At 45.0% G+C, this 26,073-nt stretch carries 21 protein-coding genes and 1 tRNA gene; 4 read left to right on the top strand and 18 right to left on the bottom strand.

Features of this window, described 5'->3' with window-relative positions; all coding sequences use genetic code 11:
* Nucleotides 1-110: 110 nt before the first annotated feature.
* Together L5L97_RS00475 and L5L97_RS00470 are read left to right on the top strand one after the other, a co-directional pair.
* Nucleotides 111-187 (top strand) — tRNA-Ile (locus tag L5L97_RS00475).
* Nucleotides 188-408: 221 nt separating this feature from the next.
* A complete protein-coding gene (locus tag L5L97_RS00470; RefSeq protein WP_259514753.1) occupies nucleotides 409-1,098 on the top strand; it encodes a hypothetical protein in 690 nt (229 codons plus the stop codon).
* A gap of 505 nt (nucleotides 1,099-1,603) precedes the next feature.
* Here the strand turns inward: L5L97_RS00470 and L5L97_RS00465 are convergent.
* The 8 genes from L5L97_RS00465 to mak all read right to left on the bottom strand — a co-directional run bounded on the left by L5L97_RS00465 (nucleotide 1,604) and on the right by mak (nucleotide 9,923).
* A complete protein-coding gene (locus tag L5L97_RS00465; protein WP_263180791.1) occupies nucleotides 1,604-2,704 on the bottom strand; it encodes a helicase RepA family protein in 1,101 nt (366 codons plus the stop codon).
* Between the two features lie 38 nt (nucleotides 2,705-2,742).
* Nucleotides 2,743-3,660, bottom strand: a complete 918-nt coding sequence (locus L5L97_RS00460) for a primase-helicase zinc-binding domain-containing protein (RefSeq protein ID WP_263180790.1) — start codon at nucleotides 3,658-3,660, stop codon at nucleotides 2,743-2,745.
* The gene (locus tag L5L97_RS00455; RefSeq protein WP_263180789.1) at nucleotides 3,653-4,012 is read right to left on the bottom strand and encodes a hypothetical protein; all 360 of its coding nucleotides are present in this window, start codon (nucleotides 4,010-4,012) and stop codon (nucleotides 3,653-3,655) included. Before L5L97_RS00455 ends, L5L97_RS00460 begins: the two co-directional genes overlap by 8 nt.
* Complete coding sequence (locus tag L5L97_RS00450; protein WP_259514757.1) at nucleotides 4,005-4,211, bottom strand: helix-turn-helix transcriptional regulator; 207 nt, start codon at nucleotides 4,209-4,211, stop codon at nucleotides 4,005-4,007. Before L5L97_RS00450 ends, L5L97_RS00455 begins: the two co-directional genes overlap by 8 nt.
* Nucleotides 4,212-4,294: 83 nt before the next feature.
* A complete protein-coding gene (locus tag L5L97_RS00445; protein ID WP_263180788.1) occupies nucleotides 4,295-4,891 on the bottom strand; it encodes a hypothetical protein in 597 nt (198 codons plus the stop codon).
* Nucleotides 4,881-6,194 carry a tyrosine-type recombinase/integrase gene (locus L5L97_RS00440; RefSeq protein WP_261271917.1) on the bottom strand — a complete coding sequence of 438 codons (1,314 nt, stop codon included), beginning with the start codon at nucleotides 6,192-6,194 and terminating at the stop codon, nucleotides 4,881-4,883. The genes L5L97_RS00445 and L5L97_RS00440 overlap by 11 nt, the downstream gene beginning before the upstream one ends.
* Before the next feature lie 481 nt (nucleotides 6,195-6,675).
* Complete coding sequence (locus L5L97_RS00435) at nucleotides 6,676-8,796, bottom strand: methyl-accepting chemotaxis protein (RefSeq protein ID WP_263180787.1); 2,121 nt, start codon at nucleotides 8,794-8,796, stop codon at nucleotides 6,676-6,678.
* 230 nt (nucleotides 8,797-9,026) lie between these two features.
* Nucleotides 9,027-9,923: a fructokinase gene (mak, locus tag L5L97_RS00430; protein WP_263180786.1), complete on the bottom strand. Its 897-nt coding sequence runs from the start codon at nucleotides 9,921-9,923 to the stop codon at nucleotides 9,027-9,029.
* Nucleotides 9,924-10,342: 419 nt separating this feature from the next.
* On the opposite strand from mak, the gene L5L97_RS00425 reads away from it, so the two are divergent.
* Together L5L97_RS00425 and L5L97_RS00420 are read left to right on the top strand one after the other, a co-directional pair.
* The gene (locus L5L97_RS00425; RefSeq protein WP_028760874.1) at nucleotides 10,343-11,908 is read left to right on the top strand and encodes a peptide MFS transporter; all 1,566 of its coding nucleotides are present in this window, start codon (nucleotides 10,343-10,345) and stop codon (nucleotides 11,906-11,908) included.
* A 525-nt stretch (nucleotides 11,909-12,433) separates the two neighbouring features.
* On the top strand, nucleotides 12,434-13,441 hold the full coding sequence (locus L5L97_RS00420; protein ID WP_263180785.1) for an LLM class flavin-dependent oxidoreductase: 1,008 nt from the start codon (nucleotides 12,434-12,436) through the stop codon (nucleotides 13,439-13,441).
* 127 nt (nucleotides 13,442-13,568) lie between these two features.
* Here the strand turns inward: L5L97_RS00420 and gabT are convergent, their stop codons facing one another.
* The 10 genes from gabT to L5L97_RS00370 all read right to left on the bottom strand — a co-directional run bounded on the left by gabT (nucleotide 13,569) and on the right by L5L97_RS00370 (nucleotide 26,036).
* Entirely contained in the window at nucleotides 13,569-14,846 is a 1,278-nt protein-coding gene (gene gabT, locus L5L97_RS00415; protein WP_263180784.1) for a 4-aminobutyrate--2-oxoglutarate transaminase, read from the bottom strand.
* Between the two features lie 32 nt (nucleotides 14,847-14,878).
* The gene (gene gabD / locus L5L97_RS00410) at nucleotides 14,879-16,327 is read right to left on the bottom strand and encodes an NADP-dependent succinate-semialdehyde dehydrogenase (RefSeq protein WP_263180783.1); all 1,449 of its coding nucleotides are present in this window, start codon (nucleotides 16,325-16,327) and stop codon (nucleotides 14,879-14,881) included.
* Nucleotides 16,328-16,377: 50 nt separating this feature from the next.
* Nucleotides 16,378-17,664 (bottom strand): NAD(P)/FAD-dependent oxidoreductase, encoded by a 1,287-nt coding sequence (locus L5L97_RS00405; protein ID WP_028760878.1) that lies wholly within the window; start codon nucleotides 17,662-17,664, stop codon nucleotides 16,378-16,380.
* Between the two features lie 262 nt (nucleotides 17,665-17,926).
* Nucleotides 17,927-18,742 (bottom strand): ABC transporter permease subunit, encoded by an 816-nt coding sequence (locus L5L97_RS00400; protein ID WP_105249905.1) that lies wholly within the window; start codon nucleotides 18,740-18,742, stop codon nucleotides 17,927-17,929.
* Entirely contained in the window at nucleotides 18,739-19,644 is a 906-nt protein-coding gene (locus tag L5L97_RS00395; protein ID WP_028760880.1) for an ABC transporter permease subunit, read from the bottom strand. The genes L5L97_RS00400 and L5L97_RS00395 overlap by 4 nt, the downstream gene beginning before the upstream one ends.
* The gene (gene potA, locus L5L97_RS00390) at nucleotides 19,641-20,777 is read right to left on the bottom strand and encodes a polyamine ABC transporter ATP-binding protein (protein ID WP_263180782.1); all 1,137 of its coding nucleotides are present in this window, start codon (nucleotides 20,775-20,777) and stop codon (nucleotides 19,641-19,643) included. Before potA ends, L5L97_RS00395 begins: the two co-directional genes overlap by 4 nt.
* 177 nt (nucleotides 20,778-20,954) lie before the next feature.
* On the bottom strand, nucleotides 20,955-22,055 hold the full coding sequence (locus tag L5L97_RS00385; protein WP_028760882.1) for a polyamine ABC transporter substrate-binding protein: 1,101 nt from the start codon (nucleotides 22,053-22,055) through the stop codon (nucleotides 20,955-20,957).
* A gap of 599 nt (nucleotides 22,056-22,654) precedes the next feature.
* Nucleotides 22,655-24,010 (bottom strand): glutamine synthetase family protein, encoded by a 1,356-nt coding sequence (locus tag L5L97_RS00380; protein ID WP_105249908.1) that lies wholly within the window; start codon nucleotides 24,008-24,010, stop codon nucleotides 22,655-22,657.
* A gap of 2 nt (nucleotides 24,011-24,012) precedes the next feature.
* Entirely contained in the window at nucleotides 24,013-24,774 is a 762-nt protein-coding gene (locus tag L5L97_RS00375) for a gamma-glutamyl-gamma-aminobutyrate hydrolase family protein (RefSeq protein ID WP_105249909.1), read from the bottom strand.
* 713 nt (nucleotides 24,775-25,487) lie between these two features.
* Nucleotides 25,488-26,036: a cupin domain-containing protein gene (locus L5L97_RS00370; RefSeq protein ID WP_028760885.1), complete on the bottom strand. Its 549-nt coding sequence runs from the start codon at nucleotides 26,034-26,036 to the stop codon at nucleotides 25,488-25,490.
* Nucleotides 26,037-26,073: the final 37 nt, after the last annotated feature.

The raw sequence follows: 26,073 nt of genomic DNA, 5'->3' as shown, positions 1-26,073 counted from the left end.
GATAACCAATTGAATCAGTTGTGTGTATTTCAAGCCAAAACACGGGTGACAAGCGTAAGTAAGCTTAGTATACTTCCACCCGCTTCAGGTAATGACGATTACCTTAAGTCGGCCCCTTAGCTCAGTTGGTTAGAGCACACGACTCATAATCGTTAGGTCCACGGTTCAAGTCCGTGAGGGGCCACCAATTCTGATAAGGCGTAGCTGGTTAGTAACCACTACGCCTTTTTCATATCTAGGCATTACAGTTGCTGTAATGGGTGACGTAGTGTTTAAACTCGCATTAAAAAATATCAAGTAAGCACATCTGTTACATACCTCTCCTTTTCTTTAATATCATCTTCCTCCAGTGAAAGAAAAAGCTTATCTTACTGATTAAAGAACCTAATTAATCAGAAGGATTTGACCTTGAAAACAACTAACTGCCTGTTCATTTTTACCTTAGTGTATGCAGCAACAGGCTGTACTAGCATGCCAAATAATGCTCAAACTTCTGTCAAAGAGTTCTCCCTCCCTCCCATAGAACAAACTACGGAAGCATTTATGGGGGACAATATGCTCTATCAAGGCAAAGCATCTACAGCTAAATATCTCCATGTATCAAGAACCATAGATGGTGCGAGCTATGATATTTACGAAGGTTTTTATAAGGCTCTGGGAGATAAAGAAGGAAAAAACTTCTATGCCATTGTTGGAAATCCTGGTGCAGTAATCAAAAACCCTTTTGTAGATCCTGCCTTAGCAATCTCTGTTAACAGCGATAAAGAAGTCTGTGTTTCTACACCATTGGTGATCGAAGCGGCTTGCTATGAAGGTGGTAATCCTGAAGAAGTTGCTCGTAGCATTGAGTCACCTCAAGACTTCCAGCAAACCTTAATTTACAGTGGCAGTGATGGAAAAGTAATTAAATTGTCCTACAGAGAATTTACTGGGGGCATGGCTCGTGATGCCTTTAGTAACGGCGTTGAATACGATATGGATAAATCAAATATCATTCGCTACAAAGGCGCAGAAATTGAAGTTATAAAATATGACAATCGCAGCATAACCTATAAAGTTTTGAAACCATTCAAACCTGCAGTTGAATACAAATACTAATTTTACGAAGGCAACTTGCGAACACTCAAGTATCGAGTATCAAAATTGCAACCAATGAGATACTCGATACTACCTCATAAAAACTGTCGCCTCTAACGTGCGCAGAATCTCAGAGTTCTAGCTCTTTTAATGCCCCCCGTGACTTCCAAATATTATTTTATAACGCATTTTAGAAAGAACATTATTTGGCTCATTTTTACAATGTTCATGACTTCCGAAAACTCTCGCTAATGCGTATCGAATTTAGATTAACTAACGTGTGCGTAATTTTCTTGACCGCCACAGCTTAAAAATACGCCAGTTACGCTACTCATTTGAAAGCTGTATTTAAATGTGTATAGATCCCCGTAAAACCTTGCGACACCCACCTAATAAAAAGCCCCCAGCTAAGGAGGCTTAGTTCAAAGGTCTAGCTAGCAGCAAAAAATACTTGTGATTAGCCTCTATTTTACTCGTTCGTTTTATTTCCCCCTAAGAGCCATAGCAAACGAACGAGCAAAAAAGGTCAATCAGGAGCTACAACCACAGTGACTAACCTACCGTCAATTTCCTTTAAAACGCCTTTATCAATACAGCCCTTAAGCCACTTTGAGAAATTACTGATCCCCTTCTGGCCTTGAGCTTTTAAGTCATCCCTTATCACAGCAATGGCGGTAGATTCCTCACTGACCATTCTTGAGCGAACCGCTTGATATAATGCCTGCTCGCTAGCTGTTAGTGGCTTTATATCTTGAGTAACGGGCTCTAAAGGCACCATGCCCACATTTAAAGCAGCTAATGATCGTACGTCATCACCATCATCATCTGTAAATAACTTATGCTCTACCAACTCGAACGCCTGAGCGGGTTGCTCTTTCTCATCTTTGGATTTAGTCGCTGTGAGAATGTAAGCCAATTTAGGCTCACGTTCTCGCTCTATGCGATATTCAAAATCACACGCCGCCCGTAAAGATGATGAGCCTCTCGCCCTCTCCTTGTCTTGTACTCCGCTATGATGGACGATTAACAATGTAGCACCACCAGTATTAGCTCTGATTTGATCACAAGCAGATATAAACGCTCCCATATCTCTAGCTTGGTTTTCATCCGCACCGCCAAAACTCCGCGCCAAAGTATCAATGATGACTAACCCAAAAGGCTCATCAACTTCTTTCGCTTTATTCTGAATAAGCTTCACTAATTCATTCATCTGGAAACCGTCTGTCACCTGCACACCAAAATCAATACGGTACAGCCGTGAAAGCTGCAAACCATTATGGTATCTCATGGCTAAAGCCTTCAACCTACGGCTAACACCAACGCCACCTTCACCCGCAATATAAAGGACTGGGCGACTCTGAACACGGCAGCCATTCCAATCTAAGCCCAAAGCGATATGAACAGCCCATGACAACGCATGAAATGATTTGTAGCTACCCGATGCCCCGTAAATCATGCCAAACGAATTAGCAGGTAAAAAGCCTTTGATTAAATAGCTAAATTGTTGATCGTAGCCCTCCCATCCCTGCGCTAGCGAGAACAGCGATTCACGCTCCTTTATCTTTGCTAGTGGTTCTAAATAAACATCAGCCACTTGCGGCTTTATAGGGTGATCAATAACGTCCATTCGTTCAGCTTTTGAAATATCAGCACAGTCCGTACTCATTAGGCCACCTCCTGTACTGCTGGTGGCATTATGTATGCGCCATTTACCGCTAAGGCAGCCTTGATAGCTTCGCGCTCGCCCGTTCCGCTTTCGTCATTATCGGCAATAATCACAATGTCAGCCTTTGGCCTACATTTCCGCACACCTAAAGCAACATTAATCAAATTACCTGCACTGAAAGCACACAATACCAACGCATTGGGTACGCATTCAGCCACCGCTGCACAAGTGGCAAAACCTTCACCAATGTAGACCTGATTGCTGTCTTTACCTGATAACGGATAAAAGCCGCCTTTTAGCCTTGTGCCTGCCAAAATATGCTTTTCACCGTTAGGCTTTATAAACTGCAAGCCAGCCAATTGCGGGTTAAATACTGGCACCACCAGCGAGCCAATATCCATCTTGTGATCGCCGTATAAGTAAAGCGTGTTTGCTAGCTCAAACGTATCAAATGGCTGCACTTGTTTTGCCTGTAGATAAATATTGCTGGCGAGGGCAGGCTTACAGGTTTTAATTGTACAGAGCGCCCTTGTAGCGGCTTTTGCTTGTTTAGCGGTAAGCTTTAGCCCCTCTTGTACCTTTGCTTGTTCAGCCTTTCGTTTACTGCTCTCAAGGGCTGCGGTATCAACTTTATGGCCAATGGATAAACCAACATAAGGCGCGACCATTAAAGCCGCTCCTCGTGCGTTTACGCTGTGCACCTTTGCCACCAGCGATAAACCATCACCGCTACCACACCCACGGCAAACATAGGTTCCACGACCTTCTAAATCATCAAAGGTAAAACGGTCATAGCCACCGCAATTAGGGCATGGTTGCGCCTTCTTATAAACTATGTCACCACAAAGACTATTCACGATATTCAGCCACTGACCGCTAGCGAGGGTAACCACATCACGAATTAAGTTCTCACTCATGATCGACCTCTCTTAACTGCCAGCAATAGGGCTTTTTCGTTCCATACCGCGGTAGTTTTTCAATTTTATAGCCAGCTTTAGCAAGGCGCTTTGATAGCTTTTTGCTAATATCATGGGCATTTGAAACGCCCAGTATTTCATGAATTTTATGGGTATCAATTAGAGGGTTGTGATAAATAAGCAATAAAAGAAGCTGACCACAATATCCACCACTAACATGCTTTAAATCATTTGGTAGCCCTTCAATATTAATTAGGCTAGTATTTGAACCGATAGCTTTGCTTAAGGCTGTTACACGGGCTGCGTCCGATCCGCCAAGATACACGCAGCCCTTTTTATTATCTTTACTCATGATTAGCCCCTTCTAACTGAGCTAGCCACTCATTGTATTGCTCTTGCTTCCAGCCTATTGCGCGCCCGCCTTTCATTATTGGTTTCGGGAAAGATTTATCTTTGGCCCACCAACGCCAGATAGAGCGACGATCGCGACCTGTAAGTACTTCCATTTGCTTATAGTTGATAAGCGGTTGTAGTTGATTAGTTTGTGTCATGTGTTGAACCTCAATGTTACTTAAAAAGACATCGTAAGAATGAGGCATTTTTGAGATATAAAAAAAAGGTAGTTACTAACTCCCTACTTTTTTGGGCGTCCACGCTGACCTTTTCGTGGGTTCAAATCGGATATGTATTGTCTAATTGTCACTGGAGCAAGGTTCATTTTACTAGCCACCAATTCGGATACATTTTGCAAAGTAAAGTGAGGGGATTCTTGCCAGAATTGTTTAGCTAACGTTCTAGCTTCCGTCTGCGATGAAGTAGTTCTTTTTTCAGAATGATGAACAGACGCTAGCCTTTCCGTTACAAACTTCTCAATTAATACAAAACTTTGCCTATAATAATGAGAATACATTCCTTCAAGACCACACGCTCTTGCCAATAATGCTGCGGCAAGTAGTGAATTATGAATCTCCAGTAGTTTAGGGTCTGTTACGATTCCTTTGAACATATCGCTGAGCACAGTCAGACGCTTCCCATCTCGATAATTTAAAACACTGTCATTAGCCTTTTCTAGCATTTCGCGTTTAATCTCCCCTATGTCATCTGGGATATTTACATCATCTATTAACTCTAATTTTGAAATCATTTTTTCAAGACTTTTCAATAACACCTTTATGTCTTCTGTAGATGAAAATCCATCAGATCCTGCATTAATTAATCTCTTATTTGGCATGACATGGCCTCAAACTAACAACATTTCCCTGCTCAACTTCGTTTAACTTAGCTTCCCATGCTTCAAGGGCTATGCGCTTTTCGGGCAAGTAGCTGTAACGGTCATAATGCTTGCTAGATACGTCATTAAGGGCATGGTTCTGTAATCTGTCCCTAATGTCCTTAGATATGCCTAGCGCGCCCATAAGTGTTTTACAAGTGCGCCTAATATCACGAGCAACAAAGTGTTTCGCGTCTGGTCTAGCTTCCCGATAACGGCAAAGACTTTGCGATAAGGAATCAAGCCGCATATGCTGGCTATGGTCGAATTTATGCGGAAAAATGAAGGGGTTTAATGGATCTCTTTCAGCATAAAGCTGTTCAAGTATTGTTATTGCAGACTCAACCAAAGGTAACAGGTGAGCACGTTTGTTTTTTGATACATCAGCAATAATTTCAAGTGTCGCTTCATTCCAGTTGATTGCATCCCATCGGCTAGCCGCTAGCTCGTAGGGACGTTGCCCACCAGTATAAAAACAAAGCTGTATTAACTTGGCTACATGAAACCCCATCCTAAAACCTTCGCGGGTTTCGAGTATGGCTAATAACTCTCGCGTTTCATCAAAGGTAAGGTAATTTTCACCAACGCTTTCGGCGGCCGTCTGCTTTGGTATTGCGAGTACAGGATTAAAGCCAATGCCAAATAAAACATCACAGCCCATTTTGGCAGGATCATTATCATGCTTAAGACCATAGTTAAAAGCGGCACTAAGGTATGAGCGAATACGGTTGCTTTGAACTGCTGCCCCTCTGCGAATGATCCGTCCTAGAATCAACTTAATGTCATCTACGCTTACGTCCTTAGCCTTAGTTTCAGGCTTTACTATTGGGTAAACTTCCGCTTCAAGCGCATGTAACACGGCTTTAAAGGTTCGTTTGCCGTCAACCTTCATTTGCTGGGTATAACCTTCAAATAGCTGGCCTAGGCTACCTTTCTTTGCCTCAACTTGCTGAGCGGCCTTTTCTTTTGCTTGCTCCTTTTCAATTTCAATTTTGGGATCAAGCCCCTGCTTTAACATCCCCGCTAGCGGCTGAGAAATTTCGCGCGCTTGTGCAAGCGTCATAGAGGGGTAACGGCCTAATTGAACATATTGCCGCTTACTGTCAATTTGATATTTGAACGAAAAGACTTTGGCACCTGAAGGGTAAACAGCAATGACTAAACGACCTGCTCCACGCTCGCGGGATGAGTCAATTAATTCATACTTATTGTCTTTGGGTTTTGCACCTTTGACTTCGCGTTCCGTGAGGGCTTTTGTTGTCATGGCATGGCCTTGAGTTAAAGCATTGCCATAGCCTAGTGTTACAGTTGCTGTAACGGGTGACGTAGTGGCAAGACTGAATGAGATATAACAAAACAATACAAGACCACCAGCAACATAGTAAAGCATTAATCTTACTAAGTTTTATGTCTCATTAGATTAATTTATTATCTCATTGAATCTTGCCATTTTTATGACTCATAATCGTTAGGTCCACGGTTCAAGTCCGTGAGGGGCCACCACCCGATTCAACAAAAAAGCCCATTGAAAGATGGGCTTTTTCGTATCTAAAAACTGATCTCCGCAATTTATCACACAATATCCGTGTATTTACACATTCCCCTCGCTGAACTGTTTTAAATTTTTAGCCTATTCGATGCTATTTAAATATCCATAAAAATAGGCTCTTTGATAAGTGTTAAGCTGCAACACAATCAAAAAGCCTATTTAAAATCAATGAGCTAACTCCACAAATATCTGAGTGCTAGGTTTTTAACTTGCCTAACTGCTCATGTTGCTGCTTCACTAAGTTTGCTAAAACTACACTGCTCTGTTGCGCTTCACCCGCAAGACGCGCAAGTTCAGAAGCCGAATCAGAAATGCCTGTAATATTGCGATTAACCTCTTCAGTCACCGCGCTCTGCTCTTCTGCTGCTGCCGCGATATGGGTCACTTGGCCCGAAATTTCTTCAATCTGACTCACCATAGAGTTCAATGAGTTCAGCGCTTGCTCAGTTTGAGATACGGCCATTTGTGCCCGTTCCGCGCCTTTATCTATGATGCCAGAAGCACTTTGAACTTCTTTTTGTAGTGCATCAATAAGAGTACTAATATCATTCGTCGAGCTTTGAGTCTTAGATGCCAACGCACGGACTTCGTCAGCCACCACGGCAAAACCCCGTCCTTGTTCACCCGCCCTCGCCGCTTCAATCGCCGCATTTAATGCCAGCAGGTTTGTTTGTGCGGCAATGGAGCTTATCACCTCAAGGATACGACTGATGTTCATACTGCTTTCAGCCACTTTACTCACCGCCAGCTTAGCCTCCATAGACTCCTGAGACATAGTCGCGACAAAACCCATTGCCTTAGTCAGGCTCTCTTCGCTATGACGAATATTTCGCGACATAGCTTCAGTTTCAGCCGCAGTTTGCTCTGATGCCTTAGCAACCTCAAGTGCAGTAGCACTCATTTGGTTCACAGCCGTTACTACACTCTCAATTTCACCGTACTGGCGATTCACACTGTCACGGGTGAGCTGCGCAATTTTGGCAGAGGCTTGGCTTTCCTCCTGAGAGCGGCTCGCAAGCGTTTTCAGTTCGGCAATCAAATTTTTAAGTTTATAAATAAAGGAATTGAAACCTTTCGCTAGCGCAATCAATTCAGCATGGGAATCAACCTCAATCGATTGCGTTAAATCGCCATCGGCACTCGCAAGGTGCTCTACCCGGCCTTGGATCATTCTCAATGGTGAGATAATGCTACGGATCACTAAGCTAATGGTAATTACAGCGGCAATCGATACCACAATACCCACGATCAGCAGCAAACTGCCTAAGGAAGTCGCCATTTCATCCATATCATTATTAAGCTCAATCGAGCTTTTATACGCCTGTGCAGTCGGTACTTGGATAACCAAGGACCACTCGGCATTCGCTAGCGGGATCTTAATGGGGTAGGCAACAATAATTTCATCATCGTTAACCATGTAGCCGGAATTCTTGTGCAACGAGATAATTTGCGAGGCGAGAGTTGGATTTATCGACTCAGCTAATGGACGCGCCTTTTTACTGTAATGACTTGCCGCGACCACTAAACCACGGGTACTCAGCAAAGTGACTTTTGCTTGTCCATCGTAGAGGCTTTTGGATAACTTATCGATAAGGGTTTGAAACACTGGCAAGTTTACATCTACACCGACTATGCCGATAAATTGCTTATGTTTAAGCACGGGCACAGTCAACGAGGTCATTAATGCTTTGTTGCCTGGAGTGATCTCGTATAAGTACGGCTCCATTAAACAGGGCTTTAAGGTTTCTTTACCACATAAATACCATTCAGCATCACGGATCCCAAACTCATTTAAGCTAGTGAGGTACTTTTCTGCCGAATCTTCAACTTGGTTATGCTCCACAGTGCCATCGTCGTTACGGGTGTAATAGACCTCTAGAGCGCCAGATGTCGCCACACTGTGACTGACATTAACATTCAAAAACTCACTGTCGAGCCCATCATAACCATTAGGTTCGAACTGGGCATACATGGAAGAGACTTGCGCATTCTTCTTCAGCACTGCCGCCACTGCGAGTTCTAAGCGGTCGCGCTTTAAAGGTAATTCGTCAGCGGTACTTTCTAGCATACCCGCAAAAGAGAAAGGAATACGGTAGGCTTCATTGATAAATCCGGCGACCATTTCACCATATTCACCGGCGCGGGCTTCGAGTTTATCCCGCGTTTCCGTTTGTAGGGTATTTTGAACTTGATCCGACAATTGTGCGTTTTGAGCCGACAGCGTCCACCATAAACTGATAGATAAAATAGCCACTATCGATAAAAATAATGCTGATGTAATCCACAACAACTTAGTACTGATGGACAAATGCTTCATCTAGTAAACTCCCAAGAGAACGACAATAGCGTAATTATTATGATCTAATTCATTTTTATACTTTCTACCCAGCATTAAAAATAGCACTTAGCGTAAGAATTACCAGCACTTAAGATAAAGAGTTGCTAATGAAATGTAAAACTTTAGAATGACAAAATCAAAAAAAGGCCAAATTCAAATAAATGAATTCGGCCTTAAATATCAAACACTATTTCAAATTAAGGTTAAAGTTAGCGTCCCCACAACCAAGCGGCGCCACGCACGCCCGATGAAGCGCCATAACAGTTTTTAACAACCGGAGTGTGACACTCACGGCCAACCACATATAAGGGTAAAACTTTTGGCAATTCAGTGTAAATGGCATCGATGTTGGACACTCCGCCGCCAAGGACGATAACATCAGGATCCATCATATTGATCACATGTGCCAATGAGCGGGCTAAACGGTCAATAAAACGGTTAAATGCTTGAGTTGCCAGCGGATCTCCCGCTTGCATCATTTGGGCAATTTCAATACCGCTGTCAGCAACACCGCCCGCAGCGCGAAAGTCGCGAACAAAACCCGTTCCAGATATAAACGTTTCGATACAGTCTCTATTACCACAAAAACACGTCGTGGTATTAAATTCATCGGCTTTCATCCACGGTAAAGGATTATGGCCCCACTCACCACCAATACCATTGCCACCGTCATGTACTTGGCCTTTAATTGCGATACCAGCACCACATCCCGTTCCAATAATGGCACCAAATACAACGGACTTTCCTGCGGCAGCGCCATCTACCGCTTCTGATACGGCAAAACAGTTCGCATCATTAGCAATTTTTACTTTACGATTTAATCGAGTCCCCAGATCCACATCAAGTGGATGACCATTGATCCAAGTTGAATTAGCGTTTTTTACTAGGCCAGTAAAAGGAGAAACAACCCCAGGAATACCTATTCCGATAGTGGCGGTTTGCTGCAGGCTGTCTTCGACTTCAGTTACCAATGCAACCAAAGCATTGACTGTCGCAACATATTCTCTCGGTGTCGGGATGCGTTTACGAAAGACTTCGTTACCATCGCTATCTAATGCGACTACCTCGATTTTTGTGCCACCAAGATCGATACCAATTCGTAACATTCATATACTCCGTTTAAATATATTTAACGCAAAGCGGTGCATTAACAACCTGATGCATATCTGCAACTGTAGAGACGCTGCTAAGTAGAACTTTTCGTTTTAAAGTGATCTACATTAGAATTTCCAAGCGCACTATGCCTGCTGGACAAACAGCAATCAACCTCAATGTATTTAAATACACCATAGCGCATACCCGCACATGCCATTATCTGCTTATCCGATAGTACTGCGAATGTTCCTTGATTTATCCGCAGCAGAAAAACTTGGATAAAACTGTCTCCGCTTAAATCCACCTTAAAATTGATAAGGTCATTTGTAACAAAGTCTGTTTTTGCCTATGTCTGCCATTGGTTTGAATTGGTTATCGCCTTATACTTTTGAGCTCAAATATTAAAACAACAATGTTGGAAGCAAGCGATATGACTATTGGGACTGCTCCGGTAAGTAAAACACATTCATTTATGACAGTGTCTCTTATCGAATTATGGGAACGCTTTGGTTATTACGGCATGCAAGCGCTGATTGTGTACTTTATGGTGCAGCGCCTTGGCTTTGATGACTCACGTGCAAACTTAGTATGGAGTGCCTGTGCGGCACTTATTTATGTATCACCAGCGATTGGTGGCTGGGTTGGGGATAAAATTCTCGGCACCAAACGCACTATGCTGCTCGGTGCGGGGATCCTCTCTCTGGGTTATGCGCTAATGGCCGTACCCACTGAAAATACGTGGTTTATGTTTTCAGCGCTCGGCGTGATTGTGGTCGGTAACGGCCTATTCAAGCCGAATGCGGGTAACTTAGTCCGTAAAATCTATGAAGGTGACGATTCTAAAATCGACAGTGCTTTTACCATCTATTACATGGCGGTAAACGTGGGTTCGACCTTCTCTATGTTGCTCACGCCTTGGATTAAAGATTACGTTAACGCCCAATATGGCAACGAATTTGGCTGGCACGCGGCCTTTGCTGTGTGCTGTGTCGGTATATTGGTGGGGTTAGGTAACTATGCACTCATGCGTAAGAGTCTAGTCCATTACGGTTCTGAGCCAGATACTCGCCCAGTGAACAAGAAAAACCTCGCGATTGTATTGGGTCTATCCGCATTGTCGGTTGTCGCTTCAGCCATTATTCTTGAATACGAAGCTGTTGCGCGCGTCTTCGTTTATGCAGCAGGCGTAGCCGTATTGGCAATCTTCTTCCACTTGATCCGCACCAGCGAAACCAGTGAAAGAGCTGGACTGATTGCAGCACTGATCCTTACCGTGCAAACTGTGTTCTTCTTTATTTTCTATCAACAAATGTCAACGTCACTCGCGCTGTTTGCCCTGCGTAACGTGGATTGGGATTTTCAAGTTTTTGGTACCCACTTGTGGACTTGGTCACCTGCCCAGTTCCAAGCATTAAATCCATTATGGATTATGGTATTAAGTCCAGTACTCGCATGGAGCTATTCGTGGGCTGGACGCAATGATAAAGACTTTTCTATCGCGGCGAAATTTGCTCTCGGTTTTGCCGTTGTGGCGATTGGCTTCTTTATCTATGGCTTTGCGGGCCAATTTGCCGTCAATGGTAAAACCTCTTCATGGATCATGATCTGGGGCTATGCCTCTTACTCTTTAGGGGAATTGCTGGTGAGTGGTCTTGGACTTGCCATGATTGCTCGTTACGTACCTGCACGCATGGGCGGCTTTATGATGGGTGCCTATTTCGTCGCATCAGGTATTTCCCAGTATTTGGGCGGTGTGGTTGCTAACTTCGCCAGTGTACCCAAGGATTTAGTCGACCCACTGCAAACCTTACCCGTATACACAAGTCTGTTTAATAAACTAGGTATAGCCGCTGTGGTCTGTACCTTTATCGCACTTGCGGTATTACCTCTGATGCGTCGCCTGACTGAGACTCACCATTCACATAACAATGCTGCTGATCATGATATTAATGAAAGTGCTGCAGCATCGCTACGGGATGTGAAAGCCGAGCAGTAATGCTCGACTGACAATAGCGATTTATCTATTGCATAACATTAACTGCCGATAACCCTGCTATCGGCAGTTTTTTCATCACTTCATTCAACATCGTTTATACCCTTATATTGCTACTCATAACCAAATGAGCTTTAGCGAAAGTCATGCAATCCCACTGTGACGGGCTTAGCGCTGAGTTGCTGAGAATAAGAACTTCAGTTCCACATTATCGGCCCTCAATCACGGATGACTTCAGCCCCTCAATTTGTTACAAAGCGAGTACACACTCAGTTGTATGGCGATGCTCAAGTGCAAACTCAAATTGAATAACGAATGAAATAACAAAGGGAAAAGTGTTATCCATTAAAGCTTGAGAAGCAGTGTCGTTAACCCCATATCAATAACACTGAATACCTTTTATTCATCAAGACTGAGCCGTTAACGCTTTTTCTTAGCAATGAGCCTAGCAATGCAACGAACAATACGCCTAACACAGTTAGCGCCTCTTGTTGTCGTTAGCAAAAACGGCAGTCACTTGGAGACACTATGTCAGAACAGACATCAATATTGGCCGATATTCCCTTCTCGCTATTGGAACTCGCGCCCATGCGCCAAGGCTCAACCGTGGGTGAAACACTGCACAGCAGTTTGCAGTATGCCAAGGAAGCCGACAGACTCGGCTTTAATCGTTTTTGGTTTGCCGAACACCATAATATGCCCGGTATCGCTAGCGCGGCGACCTCGGTATTAATTGGCTATATTGCTGGCAATACTCAGCGTATTCGCGTCGGCGCGGGTGGGATTATGCTGCCAAACCATGCGCCTTTAGTGGTCGCCGAACAGTTCGGTACCCTTGAAAGCTTATATCCTGGTCGAATCGATTTAGGACTGGGCCGCGCGCCCGGCAGCGATCAAATTACCAGCCGAGCACTGAACCGTGATACCAGTCGCGCCGAACAATTCCCCGAAGAAGTCAGTGAATTACAAACTCTACTTGGCCCTTACAATGGTCGCCATGCGGTGCGAGCGATTCCCGGAGAAGGCACTAATGTGCCAATTTGGTTATTGGGCTCGAGTCTTTTTAGCGCACAGTTAGCGGCGCAGCGCGGCTTGCCCTATGTGTTTGCGGGCCACTTTGCACCACGCTTTCTCTACGATGCGATTGAAATCTATCGCCGCGACTTTAAACCTTCTCAAGTGCTTGATAAACCCTATGTGATGCTTGGCTTACCGTTAGTTGCCGCCGATACAGATGAAGAGGCGCAATATTTGGGCACGACCTCAAAACAGCGCGTGCTGGCACTTATCCGTGGTCACGAGTTATGGCTAAAGCCACCAGTTGATACTATGGATGGCTTATGGAGTGCGCAAGAAGAAACCTATGTCGATAACTTCTTAGGTTTATCAGTTACTGGTGGCCCAGCGACGATTAAGCATCGTTTGGAAATGATCGTAAAAGAACTCGGCGTGAATGAGTTTATCTTTACCAACGACTTGTATGATCTTGATAAACGCAAAAAAGCATTACAGATCCTAATGGATATTAAAAAGTAGTGATTCATTTAACTGATGAGTGCTGAAAGTCATTGGCAGTAAAAATGGCTGCCATAAAAAATCCCGCAGAAGCGGGATTTTTATTGGGCAACACTGTCATCTAAAACCTTTTTATATCAAAGCAATATTAGCTTTTCAGTACGGCATTGAAGCTGGCGCTAAGAATACCAAGGCCTGCATCAATTTGTGCATCCGGCGCCGTTAATGGCACCAAAATACGCAGCACATTACCGTAGGTACCGCAGGATAATAAAATCAATCCACGGTTACGAGCTTCAGCCAACACTTGCGCGCAATAGTGCGGTGCAGGTTTGCCCTCTTCCATCAATTCGATGGCGATCATAGCGCCTAAACCACGCACATCGGCGATTTGCGCATGTTCGACCTGCATCATATTCAGTGCTGACTTAATACGCTCGCCTATGGCATTGGCGCGGTCTAACAGCTTTTCTTCTTCAAACACTTCAATGACAGCAAGCGCAGCGGCGCACGCTAACGGATTACCACCATAAGTACCGCCAAGACCACCGGGACCCACTGCATCCATGACTTGGGCGCGGCCGGTAATACCTGAGAGTGGGAACCCACCCGCGATAGATTTAGCAAAGGTCGTGATATCTGCAGCAACCCCCATTTGCTCCATAGCGAAGAAAGTGCCAGTACGGCCAGCGCCCGTTTGCACTTCATCGGCGATCAGCATAATACCTTCACGGTCGCATAGTGCGCGTAAACGTTGCATAAAGGCGGGCGATGCGGCGTAGAAACCGCCCTCGCCCTGCACTGGCTCTAAAATAATGGCGGCGATATCACTTGGCTCGGCATCATTTTTAAAGATACGTTCAATCGAGGCCATAGCATCATCATCGGACACGCCATGCATTTCGCAGGGGAACTCGGCGCGGAACACATTCGCCGACATCAACCCCATACCTTTGCTATAGGGAGCGACTTTTCCGGTCAATGCCAAGGCCGCAATAGTGCGACCATGGTAGCCCGAGGTAAACGCAATCACGCCAGCACGTTTGGTATAGGCACGCGCCACTTTAACGGCGTTTTCAACCGCTTCTGAACCACTAGTGAATAGTGCCGTCTTCTTGGCAAAATCCCCAGGAACCAGTTGATTGAGCTTTTCACATACTTGGATATAGCTCTCGTAGCCGAGCACCATAAAACAGGTATGGGAAAAATTATCCAGCTGAGCCGCAACCGCCGCCTTCACTTTAGGGTGAAGGTGACCCGTATTGAGCACGGCAATGCCGCCCGCAAAATCGATAAACTCGCGACCTTCAACATCCCACACAGTCGCATTTTCGGCGCGGGCGGTAAAAATAGGGTGAATTTGCCCGACACCACCCGCAACTGCGGCTTGGCGACGTGCCATCAATGAATCATTGGTTGTTGTCATTTAGTGTTCCTCACACGCCAAATCGGACCGTATTAAACGGACATGCAGATGTACTTCATTTCTAAATATTCTTCGATGCCGAACTTAGAACCTTCGCGACCCAGCCCTGAGGATTTCATCCCGCCAAAGGGCGCAACTTCCGTCGAAATCAAGCCAGTGTTGACGCCCACCATGCCGTATTCCAAGGCTTCGGCGACTTTCCACACCAGCGAAATATCGCGGCCATAGAAATAGGCGGCAAGGCCAAATTCAGTATCGTTAGCTTGTTTGATCACATCGTCGACATCGCTGAATTTAAACAGCGGCGCGAGTGGACCAAAGGTTTCTTCGCGGGCAACAAGCATGCTTTTATCGACATTGGTGAGCACGGTTGGCTCGAAGAAATTACCGCCAAGATCATGAACTTTGCCGCCCGCGATCACAGAGGCGCCTTTAGCGATAGCATCGATAAGGTGACTTTGTACTTTCTCGACCGCGGCAGCATTGATCAACGGACCCGTAGTGATGCCCTCGTTGATGCCCTCTCCGACCTTAAGCTTGCCAACAGCAGTGCTAAGTTTTAAGGCAAACTCGTCGTATACACCGTCTTGCACATAAATGCGGTTAGCGCAGACGCAGGTTTGGCCGGCATTACGATATTTAGCTATCATGGCGCCTTCGACAGCGGCATCGATATTGGCATCGTTAAATACGATAAATGGTGCATTGCCGCCAAGCTCTAGCGACAGTTTTTTTAAGGTAGGCGCACATTGCGCCATTAATTTAATACCGATATTGGTTGAGCCAGTGAAAGACAGCTTACGCACTATCGGGTTGCTGCACATTTCATTACCAATCTGCACCGCATCACCCGTTAACACACTAAATACGCCCGCAGGAATACCGGCACGCTTAGCAAGTTCAGCCATCGCTAATGCGGTAAAGGGTGTTTGGTGCGCAGGTTTTACCACCATAGTGCAACCCGCAGCTAACGCTGGAGCGGCTTTACGGGTGATCATAGCAGCAGGAAAGTTCCACGGCGTAATCGCGGCGGTTACACCGACAGGCTGCTTAATTACCATCAAGCGTTTATCCCCTTGATGCCCAGGAATGGTATCGCCATAAATACGTTTCGCTTCTTCGGCAAACCACTCGATAAACGAAGCGGCATAGGTTACTTCACCTTTCGCTTCAGCCAGCGGTTTACCCTGCTCAGTCGTCATGAGTAATGCTAAGTCATCACTGTTTTCATTGAGTAATTCAAACCAACGCCTTAACTTAGCACCGCGCTCTTTGGCTGTGAGCGATCGCCATGCAGGTAAAGCCGCTTCTGCCGACTTAATCGCCATTTCAGTTTCAACTTGTCCCATATTAGGAACGTAGCCAATCAGGGCATTGGTTGCGGGATTAACCACCTTTAGCGTGTCACCAGAAACGGCATCACACCATTGACCATTAATAAAAGACTGTTGACGTAGCAAACTCGGATCATTTAATTGCACAAGGATTTCCTCGTATTGTGAAGCTACCTAGCTTCTTAAAAGTGATGATGTTAGAGACCTAGTTTGTCTCTTAACGTGTAATACCAAGCTCCGATAGCACTAAAAGGGACGCGAAGTGCGTGACCGCCGGGAAAAGGATAATGTGGCAATGCAGCAAAGGCATCGAAGCGCGTGGCTTGGCCGTTGAGCATCTCGGCCAGTAACTTGCCCGCCAGATGGGTATAAGTGACACCGTGGCCACTGCAACCCTGTGAATAATAGATGTTCTTACCGATACGACCGACCTGTGGCAGGCGCGATAGCGTCAGTAGGAAGTTACCTGTCCACGCATAATCGATCTTCACATCCTTTAATTGTGGGAAGGTTTTGAGCATGTTCGGAATAATGATCGATTTGATATCCGCCGGATCGCGGGCGCCATACACTACGCCGCCACCGTAAATCATCCGCTTGTCGCCAGACAGACGGAAATAATCGAGTAGATAGTTACAATCTTCGACGCAGTAATCCTGTGGTAATAAACTCGCCGCCAGATCGGCACTCAAAGGCTCTGTGGTAATCACTTGCGTGCCGCAGGGCATAGATTTCGCCTGCAACTCAGGCATTAACTTACCTAAATAAGCGTTACCTGCCACGACCACAAACTTGGTTTTTACACTGCCCTGCGCCGTATGCACAACTGGGCTATCGCCTTCATCGACACTCAGCACTGCTGAGTCTTCAAAAATTTTACCGCCGAGGGATTCAACCGCTCGCGCTTCGCCTAGGGCTAAATTAAGCGGGTGAATATGGCCACCGCTTTTATCGAGCAGACCACCGACATAGCGCTCAGTATTTACCACACCGCGAATGCCTTTGGCATCGAGGAGTTCGAGCTGATTAACATGGCCGTGGCTTTCCCACAGTTGTTTTTGATGGCGTAAATGGCCCATTTGCTTTTCGTTCATCGCGGCAAACACGCCGCCATCTTTTAGATCGCATTGAATATTATACTTAGCAATACGATCGCGGATGATTTGCCCGCCCTCAAAGGCCATTTGGCCAAAGAGTTTACCTTGTTCTTTACCGACTGTTTTTTCAATAGTATCAATGTCACGGCTATAACTATTAACGATTTGCCCGCCATTACGGCCCGAGGCGCCCCAGCCAATGCGAGCGGCTTCTAACACCACCACACTCATGCCCGATTCTAATAAATGCAGCGCAGCAGAAAGGCCTGTATAACCTGCGCCAATCACACAAACATCGGCTTCAATCGATTCCTGTAGACGCGGACGTTCAACCTTATCGTTGGCCGATGCCGCATAATATGATCCAGCGTGAGCTATGGCAGACATGTTGTTCCCTTGAATTCTAATGTTCATTATTTTAAACAGCCATCACATCCTACACCTTCATAAAACGAAACACTAGCCAGAAAAGCGCAATAATTTACATTTTGTTTGATATATCAAACACGAGATTATTTTTAGCTCAGTGATTCAATTCTGGTGATCTTGAGTAACAGGACTAGCCTGCAAAGCAAAGCGGGTGATGGGAGCGGTGACAAATATCAAGGATGGCTTTGGCAATACCAAAGCCATCCCCAAATTAAGCTAACTAGTTCATTGGTGTACGGTCGCGTTTCTCTGCCCGTCTTGCCATATACCAAGAAAGGAAAGCGATGAGTGAAACACACAGTATGATCAGCGTCGCTAAGGCATTGATCTTAGGGGAAACCCCTAAACGTACCGAAGAGAACACCACCATAGGCAAGGTCGTTGCACCAGGGCCTGAGGCAAAGCTTGCGATCACTAAATCGTCTAAGGACAAACTGAATGACAACAACCAACCCGCCACCAGCGCCGGCGAAATCATAGGCACAGTAATCAAGAAGAAAGTCTTGAGCGGTGTTGCCCCTAAGTCCATTGCCGCCTCTTCGATTGACATATCAAGCTCGCGCAATCTTGAAGACACCACCACAGCCACATAGGCAGCACAAAATGTTGAGTGTGCAATCCACACTGTCATCATGCCACGCTCTCTGGGCCAGCCCAACAAATCTGCCATGTGCACAAACAGTAAAAGCAAAGACAGACCAGTGATCACTTCAGGCATTACCAGCGGTGCAGTAATCATGTTCGACAGGGTCAGTTTTGCCCATGAACGCTTAAAGCGTGTCATCACAAAGGCTGCCATAGTGCCGATAATGACCGCCATAGTTGAGCTATAAAACGCTATCCGCAGACTGGTCCATACTGCATCTAAAATCTGTTGGTCTTGAAATAACTCGCCATACCATTTAGGTGAAAATCCGCCCCATACCGTCACTAATTTAGAGTCGTTAAAGGAATAAATCACCAGCACTAACATAGGTGCATACAAGAAAAACAAGCCAAACCAGAGCATCACTGAAGAAAAGCTTAATTTTTTCATAGGTCTTTCTCCAAACTACGCGCCTGATAGCGATGGAATAAAGTGATCGGAATAATCAATAGACCCAACATCACAATCGCCAGTGACGAAGCCACAGGCCAGTCGCGGTTATTGAAAAACTCTTGCCATAACACTCGACCTATCATCAAGGAATCGGGACCACCGAGTAGCTCTGGGATCACAAACTCACCCACGGCAGGAATAAACACCAACATAGAACCAGCAATCACACCACTTTTTGACAGCGGGAAAGTGATTTTCCAGAAGGTATTCAAACGGCTCGAACCTAAGTCAGACGCAGCTTCAATCAAACTCATATCAAGTTTCACTAAGGTGGCGTACAAGGGCAAAATCATAAAGGGTAAATACGCATAGATGATGCCGATATACACGGCAATATTGGTATTGAGGATCTGTAACGGCTCAGAAATAATCCCCAACCACATCAGTGAATTGTTGATGATCCCTGTGTTACTTAAGATCCCCATCCAAGCGTAAACACGGATTAAAAATGAGGTCCAAGAAGGCAACATAACTAACAGCAACAGCACGGTTTGCAACCGCGCAGGGGCACGGGCAATGGCATAGGCCATTGGGTAGCCAATAATCAAGCAGCCCAAGGTCGAAATTAACGCCATTTTCAATGAGCTGAGATAAGCCATGTAATATAGCGAATCATCGAGCAACATCAAATAGTTACCCAAATGCAGGAAGATATTTAATACATCGTCAGCATATTGGAATGTTGCTTCATAGGGCGGAATAGCAATCGCCGCCGTCGAAAAACTCAGTTTAAGGACAATCGCAAACGGTAGGGCAAAAAACAGCAGCAGCCAAGCGTAGGGAATACCTATGGTCCAGAAGCGGCCCTTAAGCCACTTTAATTTAATGGGTTTCTTCATGATCTCAACACCACTCCACTGGTGTCCTCCCAACTAATGAACACTTCGTCATCCCATGTGGCATGATCGGCGCGGCGTTCACGGTTAGTCATACTGCACTGTACGATTTGACCATTCTCTAAACGAATGTAATAGACTGAAATACCACCTAAATACGCGATATCATGTACGATTCCTTTCGCCCAGTTGTACTGACCTTCAGGCTGTTCACGGCTAATAATGGTCTTTTCGGGACGCACTGCTAGCCAAACATTCTTATCTTCAACGTTAGTCGTGACGCCATAACCGACATAGAAAGGTTGGGCCAAATCATTAGACTTAATGATCAGATGGTCGACTTCATCCACTTCAATCGCGCCACCAAACAAATTCACAGTACCGATAAACTCGGCGATCATGCGGCTGTTAGGGCTTTCGTAAATATCCATTGGCGAGCCAGTTTGAGCAATCCAGCCATCACTCATGATCGAAATTCGACCTGCCATTGTCATGGCTTCTTCCTGATCGTGGGTCACCATCACGCAGGTCACGCCGACACGCTCAAGGATTTCAACCACTTCGAGTTGCATTTGGGTACGCAGTTTTTTGTCCAATGCGCCCATAGGCTCATCGAGCAGTAATAATTTAGGTCGTTTCGCCAATGAACGGGCCAGTGCAACACGCTGGCGCTGACCACCGGATAACTGATGCGGTTTACGCTTACCATATTGCTCCATATGCACGAGTTTCAGCATATCTTGCACACGCAGTTCAATTTCGGCTTTAGGCAGCTTGTCTTGCTTCAAACCAAATGCAATGTTTTGTGCCACTGTCATGTGGGGAAACAAAGCATAGGATTGAAACATCATATTGATGGGACGTTCGTATGGCGGTAAATCGGTGATATCTTCCCCATCAAGGAAAATACGGCCAGAGGTGGGCTTTTCAAAACCCGCCAACATGCGCAGTAGTGTTGACTTACCCGAGCCTGACCCGCCAAGTAAGGCAAAAATTTCGCCTTTATTGATAGTTAATGACACATCGTCGACAGCCCGCACGTCATCGAATAATTTGCTTACCCGCTCAATCTTGAGCAGTACTTTTTCTTGCGTCTTTGTTGTCGGTTTATTGGTGACGCCCGAGGTGATTGCCATAGTACTTCTCCACCCGAAAATGAGGCGTAGATACGCTCAAACTCTAGGTTCAACACGATTAATGAATGAAAAGTGGTTAAACAAACTGTGTCAAATCCTATACGTGGATTAACTATGCATAGGATTGGACATAGAAGTTTGCCAAGCTGGGGGCAAGCTAGGCTTGCCCCCTATCGACTATTGTCCTGACTTCACTTTGGTCCAAACACGGGTTAATACGCGCTGAATTTTCAAAGGACGAATTTCACCGATATAAAGTTTGTCTAACACTTCTTGTGGTGGATAGATCGCAGGATCGGTACGGATAGCCTCATCAACCAGAGGTTGAGCGGGATCGTTCGGGTTAGCATAGGCCACATAGTTAGAGATAGGCGCTATGACTTCTGGACGTAGAAAATAGTTAATCAGCGTCAGTGCATTATCGACGTTCGTTGAATCAGCTGGGATAGCTAACATATCGAACCACAGATTGGCACCTTCTTTTGGAATGGAGTAGCCAATCTTATTGCCATTTTTTGCTTCTTCAGCACGGGCCTTCGCCTGGAATACGTCACCGGAGAAACCGTAAGCAACACAGATGTCACCGTTCGCTAAGTCAGAAATATAACGTGAAGAATGGAAATACGTCACATAAGGACGAATTTTTTCCAGTAACTCACCCGCTTTTTCATAATCTTCAGCCTTAGTGCTGTTAGGATCTAAGCCTAAATAAATCATCGCCTGTGGCACCATGTCGTCGGCAGAGTCCAACATAGCAAAGCCACACTTAGAAATTTTTTCAGCGTATTTAGGATTGAAGATCAGTTCCATTGAGTTAAATGGCGCATCTTCCCCCACAGCGGCTTTCACTTTATCTATGTTGTAACCAATGCCATTGGTTCCCCATAAATAAGGCACGGCATATTGGTTACCCGGATCGGCTTTTTCAAGCAACTTCATCAGGGCTGGATTTAAATTTTTAAAATTAGGTAACTTAGCGCGGTCTAAAGGTTTGAAAGCACCCGCTTTGATTTGCTTAGCGAGAAAGTGGTTAGAAGGTACAACGATATCGTAGCCACTACGACCAGACAGTAATTTAGCCTCAAGCACTTCATTACTATCAAATACATCGTAAATTACCCTAATGCTCGTTTCTTTCTTGAAGTTTTCTAAGGTATCTTCCGCGATATAATCTGACCAGTTATACACGCGAACCACTTCTTCCGCTTGGGCCACTGCGCTCGCAAATACGCTCGCAGTCACCAGCGCTAATGTGGTCATCTTATTAAATAGCTTCATGCTTTCTCCTTTCTCGGGTAGCAGAACTGCTTAAGCAAATTCTGACATTGTGTCACCGGGCTGCCCGGATATTGTTGTTATTTTCGACCAATGCTACACCTTAAAAACCGCATCGGCAGTCTCTACGGCATGATAACCATGCCTACTTTATATCTTGCTGCAATTTGTTAAGTATCAGGTTTCGTGCCAAATTTTCGAGGCATCGGTATTGCATTAACACTCAAAAAAATAGACTAGATATGACACTACTTGTACATTTTGCAACATTAAGGCAAATGCCTCAAGTCCCTAAGCAATCGCAAAAAAACACTTAGATAAACACATTTTAAATATGACTAACAATTAGTTAGTAACGCTAGTAAGCGAACAACCTAAAATTGTTAAGCCTATTTTACTTCCCTTGCAGACAAGCAATGGAATTGAATAATCACTTTAACGGACAAGCCATTAAAAACCATCATATTATTTAACAAACGAGTTGCACCAGTTAAGTGCAACCTCACTAAAACAGTGCACACATCAGTATCATTATGGCCAACGTTAACCCCTTATTCCTTGGGTTAACGCGGCAACACGGTCAGTGCAATCAATCCAAAACATTACACAGTGAGTAATAGGAATTCACGTTCCCATGAGCTGACAACACGGCGGAAGTTTTCAAGTTCAGCCTGTTTTACCGCCACAAATCCAGTGGTGAAGGATTCGCCTAAATATTGCTTACAGGCATCACTTTCTTCCATCGCCGCTAATGCTTCCTCTAATGTCAGTGGTAAACAATGGGTATTATTGCTACGACTTTCATTGGCTTTACCTTGCACAGGAGTCGAAGGTTTTAGCGACTCAACCATGCCGATATAGCCACACAACAAGCTCGCGGCAATCGCCAAATAACAGTTAGCATCGGCGCCGGGAATGCGGTTTTCAATGCGACGGTTTTGTGGTGAAGATTCTGGAATGCGTAAACCACAGGTACGGTTTTCATCGCCCCATTCTAAGTTTACAGGTGCCGAAGTGCCGGGGAGGAAACGACGAAACGAGTTCGCATTTGGCGCCATCAGTGGCAGCAACTCAGGAATGAATTTTTGTAGACCTGCAATATATCCCAAGAATAGCTTGCTCTTAGTCCCATCTTCATTGGTGAAAATATTCTTGCCAGTCTCTTTATTGATCACGCTTTGATGAATATGCATCGCACTGCCAGGTTCATCCGTCACGGGTTTTGCCATAAAAGTGGCGCACACATCGTGCTTCAGCGCGGCTTCCCGTAAAGTGCGTTTAAAGATAAACACTTGATCAGCTAAAGATAATGCGTTGCCATGGCTGAAGTTAATCTCCATCTGTGCGGGACCATCTTCATGGATTAAAGTATCGATATCTAAACCTTGAAGCTCACACCAATCGTACATATCTTCAAACATAGGATCATATTCGTTGGCAGCATCAATAGAGAATGACTGGCGACCCGCTTCGGGGCGACCTGAACGACCAATTGGAGGCTTTAAGGGTAAATCGTGGTCGTCACTACGACGAGTCAAATAGAACTCCATTTCGGGAGCGATAACAGGTTCCCAGCCCTGTTCGTCATAGAGAGACAAGACTTTTTTCAACACGTTACGTGGTGACAGCTCAATCGGATTACCCATTCTGTCGTAGCAATCGTGGATAACCTGTGCCGTGGCTTCGATGGTCCAAGGCAACATAAAAACGGCATTTTCATCGGGTACACAAACAAAATCGATGTCGGCGGGATCGAGCAAACTGTAGTAAATCTCTTCGTCGACAAAATCACCGGTCACAGTTTGCAACAACACACTTTCGGGCAAACGCATGCCTTTTTCATCGAGAAACTTATCGACTGGAGCAATCTTGCCGCGGGCGATGCCAGTCATGTCACTGATAACACATTCGACTTCTGTGATTTTTCGTTCTTTTAAAAAAGCGATTAGCTTATTCATTATTATTTCACTCGAGTTGTAGCCCTACGTCGGCATGCATCACCGAAGGCATTGAAAATGGAGAGATAAAACGGATTCTCGCTCACCTTCCACTCTGGATGCCATTGCACACCGAGGGCAAATTCTTTAGTACCAATTACGGAGAAAGCCTCCACTAACCCATCTGGAGCATAAGCTTCTGGCCGCAACCCAACACCCAGACGCTCCACGCCTTGAGTATGTACAGAGTTAATCTCTGCAGAGTTACGGCCCCAGGCCTCGTAAATAAGCCCCCCGGGCTCAACAGTAATACTGTGAGAAGCCCCATACTGCACATCTAAGGATGCGGTTTTATCTTCTCGATGTTCAATAAAGCCACCCACCTCATGGAGCTTCTGGTGCAAACTGCCACCAAAAGCCACATTCATTTCTTGAAAACCGCGACAAATACCTAATACAGGTACCCCAGCAGCAATAGCAGCGTGGATCAGCGGCAAAGTTGTCGCGTCACGTTTAGGATCATGGTGTGTACCAAGCTCACTCGGCTGGCCTGCATAAAGATGGGGTTCTACATTAGAAGGAGAGCCAGTAAACAAAATACCGTCAAGACGCTCTAAAATAGCGTCTATCGGTAAATCGCCACCTAAAGATGGGATCACTAACGGCCAGCCTTTCGCGCCATTAACTACGCCTAAAAGGTATTTTTCACCAACAATATTAAAGGGGTGTGATCCCAATTGTTGATTGCATGCAATAACACCTATGAGGGGTAAATCGGCTGACATATCTCACCTTTAGAATTGATTTTACTAGCATAACGAACACTTTGCCTTTAAATGTTCATTTTTTCACACAGTACACCGAAATTTAGCACTAGGCAAGAGGTTAAACACTTGTTAAAGGTTATTTAATCCACTTATTCTTAATAAGCATAAATAACATGTAGTTAAATGTATATTTGCCCCATTTCACGCTAATTCATGTATATAAACCGGCGGTTACACCAGCATAAAACTCACTTGTTACCGAGTAAATTAAACCGTATTCGAAGCAAATTTGAACCAATATTATTTACACAAAGAAGAGGATACATAACCAATATGACAGGGTTAGAAAGTAGGTAATACCAATCGTATTAAATATCTGTTCATTCAGCGGGAGTTCAACGCGCTTTAGACAAGGCGAAGGCTTGAAGGCATAGTGGTGCTCTGTCGAAAGCCTTAAACGCAGTATAAAGTGCGTTGCCATGTAGTGAACATCAGCCGCCCTTCGGGAGCCTCACAGGCATCCCACTCCCGTGTTGCATTGACTTAAAAGGGAATGACCATTTCTGCGTCAATGCGCCTTGGATTGAAATGCCTGTGAGGCTCTGAACTGATTAGATATTTAATGTGATTGGTATAAATCCGCAGTAATGTTGAATAACAGTATTACGCCACTCACTTTTAGCGAATAAGTGGCCTAATATGTTGAATAATAGGATAAGTTAATGACTTAATTAGAAGTTTGCAGGCGTAGTCGCACTCACTAGGCGACAAGGTTCATCGAAGGGATTGCGGAATCTATGGGGCAATTCACTGTTAAAATAATAACTGTCACCCGCTTCCAAAATATACACTTCATCCCCAACAGTGAGTTCGAATTTACCTTCTATCACCATAGCGGCCTCTTCACCTTCGTGCTTTAGCATCTCTTCACCCGTATCTGAACCGGGTGGGTAAATCTCATTCATCACTGACATTGCGCGGTTCGGGTAATCACGGCCAATCAGTTTAAATTCAAGTGGTCCAGTACCGATATTCAGTAATTCATTGGATCGATAGACGACCTTTTGCTCACTATCCGTTGAGGCTTCAATGGAGAAAAAGTCCACTAAAGACATCGGGATACCCGACAGCACTTTTTTTAAAGAGCTGACTGACGGGCTAACACTGTTTTTCTCGATCATTGAAATCGTACTGTTAGTCACACCAGCACGTTTGGCTAATTCTCGTTGAGATAAGCCTTTCATTTTTCGAACAGTTTTGAGGCTGGCTCCAATATCCAAATTTCACATCCCCCTAAAGGCTCGGGTCAATCCCGAT

The sequence above is a fragment of the Shewanella sp. SM71 genome (genome assembly GCF_025653905.1).
Lineage (GTDB): Bacteria > Pseudomonadota > Gammaproteobacteria > Enterobacterales > Shewanellaceae > Shewanella > Shewanella oncorhynchi.
The sequence above is the reverse complement of the archived record's forward strand: the minus strand, read 5'-3'. Positions and strand labels throughout refer to the sequence as shown.

What these genes read in the sequence shown, in the direction of transcription:
- L5L97_RS00465 (WP_263180791.1), bottom strand. Translation starts at nt 2,704, where the DNA reads ATGGACGTTATTGATCACCCTATAAAGCCGCAAGTGGCTGATGTTTAT.
- L5L97_RS00460 (WP_263180790.1), bottom strand. Translation starts at nt 3,660, where the DNA reads ATGAGTGAGAACTTAATTCGTGATGTGGTTACCCTCGCTAGCGGTCAG.
- L5L97_RS00455 (WP_263180789.1), bottom strand. Translation starts at nt 4,012, where the DNA reads ATGAGTAAAGATAATAAAAAGGGCTGCGTGTATCTTGGCGGATCGGAC.
- L5L97_RS00450 (WP_259514757.1), bottom strand. Translation starts at nt 4,211, where the DNA reads ATGACACAAACTAATCAACTACAACCGCTTATCAACTATAAGCAAATG.
- L5L97_RS00445 (WP_263180788.1), bottom strand. Translation starts at nt 4,891, where the DNA reads ATGCCAAATAAGAGATTAATTAATGCAGGATCTGATGGATTTTCATCT.
- L5L97_RS00440 (WP_261271917.1), bottom strand. Translation starts at nt 6,194, where the DNA reads ATGACAACAAAAGCCCTCACGGAACGCGAAGTCAAAGGTGCAAAACCC.
- L5L97_RS00435 (WP_263180787.1), bottom strand. Translation starts at nt 8,796, where the DNA reads ATGAAGCATTTGTCCATCAGTACTAAGTTGTTGTGGATTACATCAGCA.
- mak (WP_263180786.1), bottom strand. Translation starts at nt 9,923, where the DNA reads ATGTTACGAATTGGTATCGATCTTGGTGGCACAAAAATCGAGGTAGTC.
- L5L97_RS00425 (WP_028760874.1), top strand. Translation starts at nt 10,343, where the DNA reads ATGACTATTGGGACTGCTCCGGTAAGTAAAACACATTCATTTATGACA.
- L5L97_RS00420 (WP_263180785.1), top strand. Translation starts at nt 12,434, where the DNA reads ATGTCAGAACAGACATCAATATTGGCCGATATTCCCTTCTCGCTATTG.
- gabT (WP_263180784.1), bottom strand. Translation starts at nt 14,846, where the DNA reads ATGACAACAACCAATGATTCATTGATGGCACGTCGCCAAGCCGCAGTT.
- L5L97_RS00405 (WP_028760878.1), bottom strand. Translation starts at nt 17,664, where the DNA reads ATGTCTGCCATAGCTCACGCTGGATCATATTATGCGGCATCGGCCAAC.
- L5L97_RS00400 (WP_105249905.1), bottom strand. Translation starts at nt 18,742, where the DNA reads ATGAAAAAATTAAGCTTTTCTTCAGTGATGCTCTGGTTTGGCTTGTTT.
- L5L97_RS00395 (WP_028760880.1), bottom strand. Translation starts at nt 19,644, where the DNA reads ATGAAGAAACCCATTAAATTAAAGTGGCTTAAGGGCCGCTTCTGGACC.
- potA (WP_263180782.1), bottom strand. Translation starts at nt 20,777, where the DNA reads ATGGCAATCACCTCGGGCGTCACCAATAAACCGACAACAAAGACGCAA.
- L5L97_RS00385 (WP_028760882.1), bottom strand. Translation starts at nt 22,055, where the DNA reads ATGAAGCTATTTAATAAGATGACCACATTAGCGCTGGTGACTGCGAGC.
- L5L97_RS00380 (WP_105249908.1), bottom strand. Translation starts at nt 24,010, where the DNA reads ATGAATAAGCTAATCGCTTTTTTAAAAGAACGAAAAATCACAGAAGTC.
- L5L97_RS00375 (WP_105249909.1), bottom strand. Translation starts at nt 24,774, where the DNA reads ATGTCAGCCGATTTACCCCTCATAGGTGTTATTGCATGCAATCAACAA.